General features: G+C 68.8%; 7 protein-coding genes. 2 read left to right on the top strand and 5 right to left on the bottom strand.

Features of this window, described 5'->3' with window-relative positions; all coding sequences use genetic code 11:
* Positions 1-70: 70 nt before the first annotated feature.
* Complete coding sequence (locus tag TX88_RS13405; protein ID WP_244438420.1) at positions 71-544, bottom strand: MarR family winged helix-turn-helix transcriptional regulator; 474 nt, start codon at positions 542-544, stop codon at positions 71-73.
* Positions 545-619: 75 nt separating this feature from the next.
* On the opposite strand from TX88_RS13405, the gene TX88_RS13400 reads away from it, so the two are divergent.
* A complete protein-coding gene (locus TX88_RS13400; RefSeq protein WP_044517436.1) occupies positions 620-1,312 on the top strand; it encodes an NAD(P)-dependent oxidoreductase in 693 nt (230 codons plus the stop codon).
* A 77-nt stretch (positions 1,313-1,389) separates the two neighbouring features.
* On the opposite strand, the gene TX88_RS13395 is transcribed toward TX88_RS13400, so the two are convergent.
* From TX88_RS13395 to gatC, 3 genes are read right to left on the bottom strand one after another with little or no spacing between them, the layout of a single operon-like run.
* Positions 1,390-2,421: an ATP-dependent 6-phosphofructokinase gene (locus TX88_RS13395; protein WP_019343140.1), complete on the bottom strand. Its 1,032-nt coding sequence runs from the start codon at positions 2,419-2,421 to the stop codon at positions 1,390-1,392.
* A 54-nt stretch (positions 2,422-2,475) separates the two neighbouring features.
* Complete coding sequence (gene gatA / locus TX88_RS13390) at positions 2,476-3,957, bottom strand: Asp-tRNA(Asn)/Glu-tRNA(Gln) amidotransferase subunit GatA (RefSeq protein WP_044517435.1); 1,482 nt, start codon at positions 3,955-3,957, stop codon at positions 2,476-2,478.
* Between the two features lie 5 nt (positions 3,958-3,962).
* Positions 3,963-4,262, bottom strand: a complete 300-nt coding sequence (gene gatC / locus TX88_RS13385; RefSeq protein ID WP_044517434.1) for an Asp-tRNA(Asn)/Glu-tRNA(Gln) amidotransferase subunit GatC — start codon at positions 4,260-4,262, stop codon at positions 3,963-3,965.
* Positions 4,263-4,367: 105 nt separating this feature from the next.
* Between gatC and TX88_RS13380 the strand changes: the two genes are divergently transcribed.
* Entirely contained in the window at positions 4,368-5,036 is a 669-nt protein-coding gene (locus TX88_RS13380; RefSeq protein WP_209446979.1) for an ACT domain-containing protein, read from the top strand.
* A 13-nt stretch (positions 5,037-5,049) separates the two neighbouring features.
* Here TX88_RS13380 and ligA read toward each other — a convergent pair.
* Positions 5,050-6,357, bottom strand: a 1,308-nt coding sequence (gene ligA / locus TX88_RS13375) for an NAD-dependent DNA ligase LigA (RefSeq protein WP_044517433.1), incomplete at its 5' end; no start/stop codon positions are given.

Genomic DNA, 6,357 nt, shown 5'->3' with positions numbered 1-6,357 from the left:
ATGACGTCGTCGTAGTCGACGAGTTCAGCGGTAGCGACAGACATGGTGTCGATCCTAGTTGGGCGCCTTTTCAGGCCAGTCCGGGGTGGACGCCGGGGATCAGACCCGCAGCGGCCGACAACCGCCGCAGCGTGTGCCTCAGCACGGCGCGTTCCTCATCGGACAGCGACGCGGTCACCTCGTCCTCGAGCGCACGACCCGCCTCGTCGAGCGCCGGGATCAGCTCGCGCGCCCGCTCGGTCAGCGACACCGCGAAGGCGCGCCGGTCCTCGGGGTGCGGCCGACGTTCGACGAGCCCTTCGGCTTCCAGCGTGTCGATCAGCGTGACCATGACGTTGCGATGAAGACCGAGGCGCCCGTACAGCTCGCGCTGCGACTGCCCGTCGACCGCGGCCAGCGCCAGCAGGACCGCAGTGGCCCGCGGATGCAGGCCCAGCGGCTCAAGCCTGGCCTTGAACCCCTCGGCTACATACGCGCCGAGCTGGGACAGCAGAAAGGGAATGCGCTGGTCGAGCGCGGACACCCCGATCGGTTCCTCAGCCACGGATCGAACACTAGCACTCACAGTGATTGTCATATAGCGTGATTGTCACTATTAGTGACTAATTGGGAGGCCCTCATGCGAATCGTCATTTTCGGCGCCAACGGTGCGACGGGACGTCTGCTCACCCGCCGAGCGCTCGACGCCGGCCACTCCGTCGTGGCGGTCACCCGCCACCCCGGGCAGTTCCCGATCACCGGCGCCGCGCTCACGGTGGCCGAAGCCGACGTGCGCGACTCAGCAGCGGTCACGGCCGTGATCGACGGCGCCGACGCGGTGCTGTCCACCCTGGGCGTCACCTTCACCATGGATCCGGTCGACACGTACTCGGTCGGCGTGGGCAACATCGTCACCGCGATGCGTGCCACCGGCGTCGATCGGCTGGCCGTCGTGAGCTCCACCGCGATCGCCGACTACCCGGGCCGCACCGATACGCCGTTCGCGCTGCGCGTGGTCCAGCCGGTGATCAGCCGCATCTTCGGCAGAACCCTCTACGCCGACATGCGCCGGATGGAGGACATCGTCGCCGGCAGTGGACTGAACTGGACCATCGTGCGGCCGTCGGGCCTGTTCGACCTGCCCGACGTCACCGAATACATTGCCGGCCGGCGCGATCCGGTGGGAGCGTTCACCTCGCGCACCGATCTCGCCGACTACCTGCTGAAGCTGGCCGAATCACCGGAAACCGGTGCGACCGTGACCATTTCCACGACGGTCGACACCCCGTCCATGTGGCAGCTGCTACGCCGCGAAGCGCTCAAGAGCGCCTGATTGTTTGGCCGAGCAGACGCGTGTGTACCCGAAACCCGTTGAAAACGGGTACCTATGCGTCTGCTCGCGCAGGAAACTCAGCCGAAGAACTCGGCGGCGTCGTCGTAACGGGACTGCGGTACCAGTTTGAGGTGGCGGGTCGCATCGGCCAGTGAAACCCGGCCGATGTCCTGCCCCTGCAACGACACCATCATCCCGAACTCGCCGGCATGGGCCGCGTCGGCCGCGTTCACGCCGAACCGGGTGGCCAGCACCCGGTCGTAGGCCGTCGGGGTACCGCCCCGCTGGACGTGGCCGAGGACCGTGACGCGCACATCTTTCTTGATCCGCTTCTCCACCTCGAGCGCCAATTGCTGTGCCACACCGGTGAATTTCTCGTGCCCGAACTCGTCCATGCCGCCCTGACGCAGTTGCATGGTGCCCTCTGCCGGCTTCGCGCCCTCGGCGACCACGCAGATGAAGTGTGACGATCCGTGCTGGAAGCGCTTCTTGACCAGCCGGCACACTTCCTCGACGTCGAAGGGCTGCTCGGGAATCAGCGTCATGTGCGCGCCCGAGGCCAGGCCGGCATTCAGCGCGATCCAGCCGGCATGCCGGCCCATCACCTCGACCAGCATGACGCGCTGATGCGATTCAGCGGTGCTGTGCAGCCGGTCGATGGCCTCGGTCGCCACCTGCAGCGCCGTGTCGTGACCGAAAGTCACGTCCGTGCAGTCGATGTCGTTGTCGATGGTCTTGGGCACCCCGACCACCGGGACATTCTCCTCGGACAGCCAGTGCGCGGCGGTCAACGTCCCTTCACCGCCGATCGGGATCAACACGTCGATCCCGTTGTCTTCGAGGGTCTGCTTGATCTGATCCAGACCCGCCCGCAGCTTGTCCGGGTTGACCCGCGCGGTGCCCAACATGGTTCCGCCCTTGGCCAGCAGGCGATCGTTGCGGTCGTCGTTGGCCAATTGGATACGGCGGTCCTCCAACAAGCCTCGCCAGCCGTCGAGAAATCCGACAACCGACGAGCCGTAGCGCTGGTCGCAGGTACGCACCACCGCCCGGATCACCGCGTTCAGGCCAGGACAATCACCGCCGCCGGTGAGAACTCCGATGCGCATGGGCACCATCTTGCCCCGCCTGACACAACCGTGCCGGGCATAAGGGCGCGCCGCCTACAACGCGCTGGGCAGCGGGCCGCGGGCAGCCTCGTAGGCCGCGCCGACGCGGTACAGCCGGTCGTCGGCCAGGGCCGGCGCCATGATCTGCAGTCCGACCGGCAGGCCGTCGTCGGGCGAGAGACCCGACGGCACCGACATGCCGCAGTGCCCGGCCAGGTTCAGCGGCAGCGTGCACAGGTCGAACAGGTACATGGCCAGCGGATCGTCGACCTTCTCCCCCAGCCGGAACGCTGTCGTCGGCGTCGCCGGGGACACCAGCACGTCCACGCTCTGGTAGGCCTGCTCCAGGTCGCGGGCGATCAGCGTCCGCACCTTCTGCGCCTGGTTGTAGTAGGCGTCGTAGTAGCCCGCCGACAACGCGTAGGTGCCGATCATGATCCGGCGCTTGACCTCCGGCCCGAATCCGGCGGCCCGGGTCAACGCCATGACCTCCTCGGCGCTGTGCGTGCCGTCGTCGCCGACGCGCAGCCCGAATCGCATCGCGTCGAACCGTGCCAGGTTGCTCGACACCTCCGACGGCAGGATCAGGTAGTAGGCATCCATCGCGTGGTCGAAGTGCGGGCAGTCCACCTCGGTGACCTCGGCGCCGAGCGCGGTCAGCTGGGCGACAGCGGCGTTGAACGACTCCAGCACGCCGGGCTGGTATCCCTCGCCGCGCAGCTGCTTGACGACGCCGACCCGCACACCCTTGAGATCGCCTGCCGCACCGGCCCGGGCGGCACCGACCACGTCGGGCACCGGGGCATCGACGGAGGTCGAGTCGCGCGGGTCATGGCCGGCGATCACCTGGTGCAGCAGTGCGGTGTCGAGCACCGTGCGGGCACACGGACCGCCCTGATCCAGTGAGGACGCACAGGCGATCAGGCCGTAGCGCGAGACCGTGCCGTAGGTCGGCTTCACGCCGACGGTCGCGGTGAGCGCGGCAGGCTGACGGATCGACCCGCCGGTGTCGGTGCCGATGGCCAGCGGGGCTTGATAGGCGGCCAGCGCCGCAGCGCTACCGCCGCCCGATCCGCCCGGCACCCGCTCGGTGTTCCACGGGTTGCGGGTCGGGCCGTACGCCGAATTCTCGGTCGACGATCCCATGGCGAATTCGTCCATGTTCGTCTTGCCCAGGATCGGGATACCCGCGGCACGCAGCTTCGCGGTGACGGTCGCGTCGTACGGCGCACGCCATCCCTCAAGGATTTTCGAGCCCGCGGTGGTGGGCATGTCGGTGGCGGTGAAGACGTCCTTGAGTGCCAGCGGCACCCCGGCCAGCGGCGAGGGCAGCGTCTCACCGGCGGCCACGGCGGCGTCGATCCGCGCCGCGGTCTCCAGCGCGGAATCCGCTGCCACGTGCAGGAAGGCGTTGAAGCGTTCGTCGGTCTCCGCGATCTGGTCCAGGTGGGCCTGGGTCACCTCGGTCGAGGAGACCTCCTTGGCCGCGATCTGGGCACCTAGGGTCGCCGCATCGCTGCGGATCAGCTCACTCATGCTCGTCATTCACCCTCTCCGAGAATCCGCGGCACGGCGAAGCGCCCGTCTTCGGCACGCGGTGCGGCGGCCAGCGCTTCCTCCTGCGTCAGGCACGGCTCGACAACGTCAGGCCGGCTGACGTTGACGTCCTTGAGCGGGTTGTCCGTCGCTTCCACGCCGGTGACGTCGACGGACTGGATCTGGCTGACGTGGCCGAGGATGGCATCCAGCTGGCCGGCGTAACTGTCCAGTTCGTCGTCGGTCAGCGCCAGACGCGCCAGACGCGCCAGATGGGCTACCTCGTCTCGGGAGATCTTCGACACGACAAAGCAGCCTAGTCAAGCCACCAAACCGGCCTCGCCTCGGCAGTCCTTCGGCAGCGCTTCGGGCGGGTCACCGGCATGCCTCGCTGCGCCCGCTGTGCAAAGGTGATGCGCGTGCCTTCGTATCTGCTGCGGGTCCAGCTAGAGGACCGACCAGGCAGCCTCGGCTCGCTCGCCGTGGCGCTCGGCTCGGTCGGTGCCGACATCCTGTCGCTCGACGTCGTCGAGCGCGGCACCGGCTACGCGATCGACGATCTGGTCGTCGACCTGCCGCAGGGCTCCATGCCCGACACCTTGATCACCGCCGCCGAGAACCTGTCCGGCGTCTTCGTCGACAGCATCCGCCCCCATACCGGGCTGCTGGAGGCACACCGCGAACTCGAGTTGATCGACCATGTCGCCGCAGCGCATTCGAAGGCCGCGCGGCTGAAGGTGCTCGCCGAGGAAGCACCCCGGGTGCTGCGCGTCAGCTGGTGTGTCGTGGTCCGGTCCACCGCAACCGGCGTCGAGCGCATCGCCGGGAGTCACGGCGCTCCCGAGACTCAGGCGAAGTCGGCGCCGTGGTTGCCGTTGCAGCAGGCCTCCGCCCTCGACGGCACCGAGGATTGGGTGCCGCAGGTGTGGCGCGACATGGACACCACACTGGCCGCCGCACCCTTGGGCGACCCGAACACCGCGGTGGTGCTGGGCCGTCCCGGCGGTCCGGGGTTCCGGCCCTCCGAGGTGGCCCGGCTGGGTTATCTGGCCGGGATCGTCGCCACGATCCTGCGCTGAAACGCCCTGCGGGCTAGCCCTCTTCGGGCTCTGCCCCGTCCGGCTCGGCCTGGGGGCCTTCGGCGAGCAGTGTGCGGAAGCCGTCCTCGTCGAGGATCGGGACACCGAGTTCCACGGCCTTGTCGTACTTGGATCCGGGCGCGTCACCGGCCACCACGTAGGCGGTCTTCTTGGAGACCGAGCTGGCGGCCTTGCCGCCGCGGCTGATGATGGCCTCCTTGGCCTCATCGCGGGAGAACCCGGGCAGGGACCCGGTCACCACGATCGACAGGCCCTCCAGCGTCCGCTCGATGCTCGCGTCGCGCTCGTCGGCCATCCGCACCCCGGCGGCGCGCCATTTGTCCACGATCGCACGGTGCCAATCGACGCTGAACCAGTCGATGACGGCGGCGGCGATCGTCGGGCCGACCCCTTCCACCGCGGCGAGCTGCTCCTCGCTCGCCGCGACGATGGCGTCCAGGCTGGCGAATTCGGTGGCCAGCGCCCGCGCCGCGGTGGGCCCCACGTGGCGGATCGACAACGCCACCAGCACCCGCCACAGCGGCTGGGCCTTGGCCTTGTCCAGATTGGCCAGCAGGCGCTTGCCGTTGGCCGACAGCTCGCCGGCCTTCGTCGTGAACAGCTCGGTGCGCAGCAACTGGTCGGCGGTCAGGGTGAACAGATCGCCCTCGTCGGCGATCACCCCGGCCTGCAGCAGCGCGGTCGCCGCCTCGTAGCCGAGCCCCTCGATGTCGAAGGCGCCGCGCCCTGCGACGTGAAACACCCTCTCCCGCAACTGCGCCGGGCAACTGCGGGTATTCGGGCAGCGGATGTCGGCGTCGCCCTCCTTGGCCGGCGCCAGCACCGTGCCGCATTCGGGGCAGTTGGTCGGCATGACGAACGCATGCTCGGACCCGGCGCGCAGGTCGACCACCGGGCCGAGGACCTCGGGGATGACGTCGCCGGCCTTGCGGATCACCACGGTGTCGCCGATCAACACCCCCTTGCGCTGAACTTCGGTCGCGTTGTGCAGCGTGGCCAGGCCGACGGTGGAACCGGCCACCTTCACCGGCTCCATGTAGGCGAACGGGGTGACCCGGCCGGTCCGCCCCACGCTCACCCGGATGTCGAGCAGCTTCGTGGTGGCCTCTTCCGGCGGGTATTTGTAGGCCACCGCCCAGCGAGGTGCGCGCGAGGTCGCGCCGAGCCGGCGCTGCAGCGCCACCTCGTCGACCTTGACGACCAGACCGTCGATCTCGTGGTCGACGTCATGGCGGTGCTCACCCCAGTAGGCGATCCGCTCGGCGACCGCGGCGACACCGGACACCCTGGCGGTGTGCTC

Source organism: Mycolicibacterium septicum DSM 44393 (genome assembly GCF_000455325.1).
Taxonomy (GTDB): Bacteria; Actinomycetota; Actinomycetes; order Mycobacteriales; family Mycobacteriaceae; genus Mycobacterium; species Mycobacterium septicum.
The sequence above is the reverse complement of the archived record's forward strand: the minus strand, read 5'-3'. Positions and strand labels throughout refer to the sequence as shown.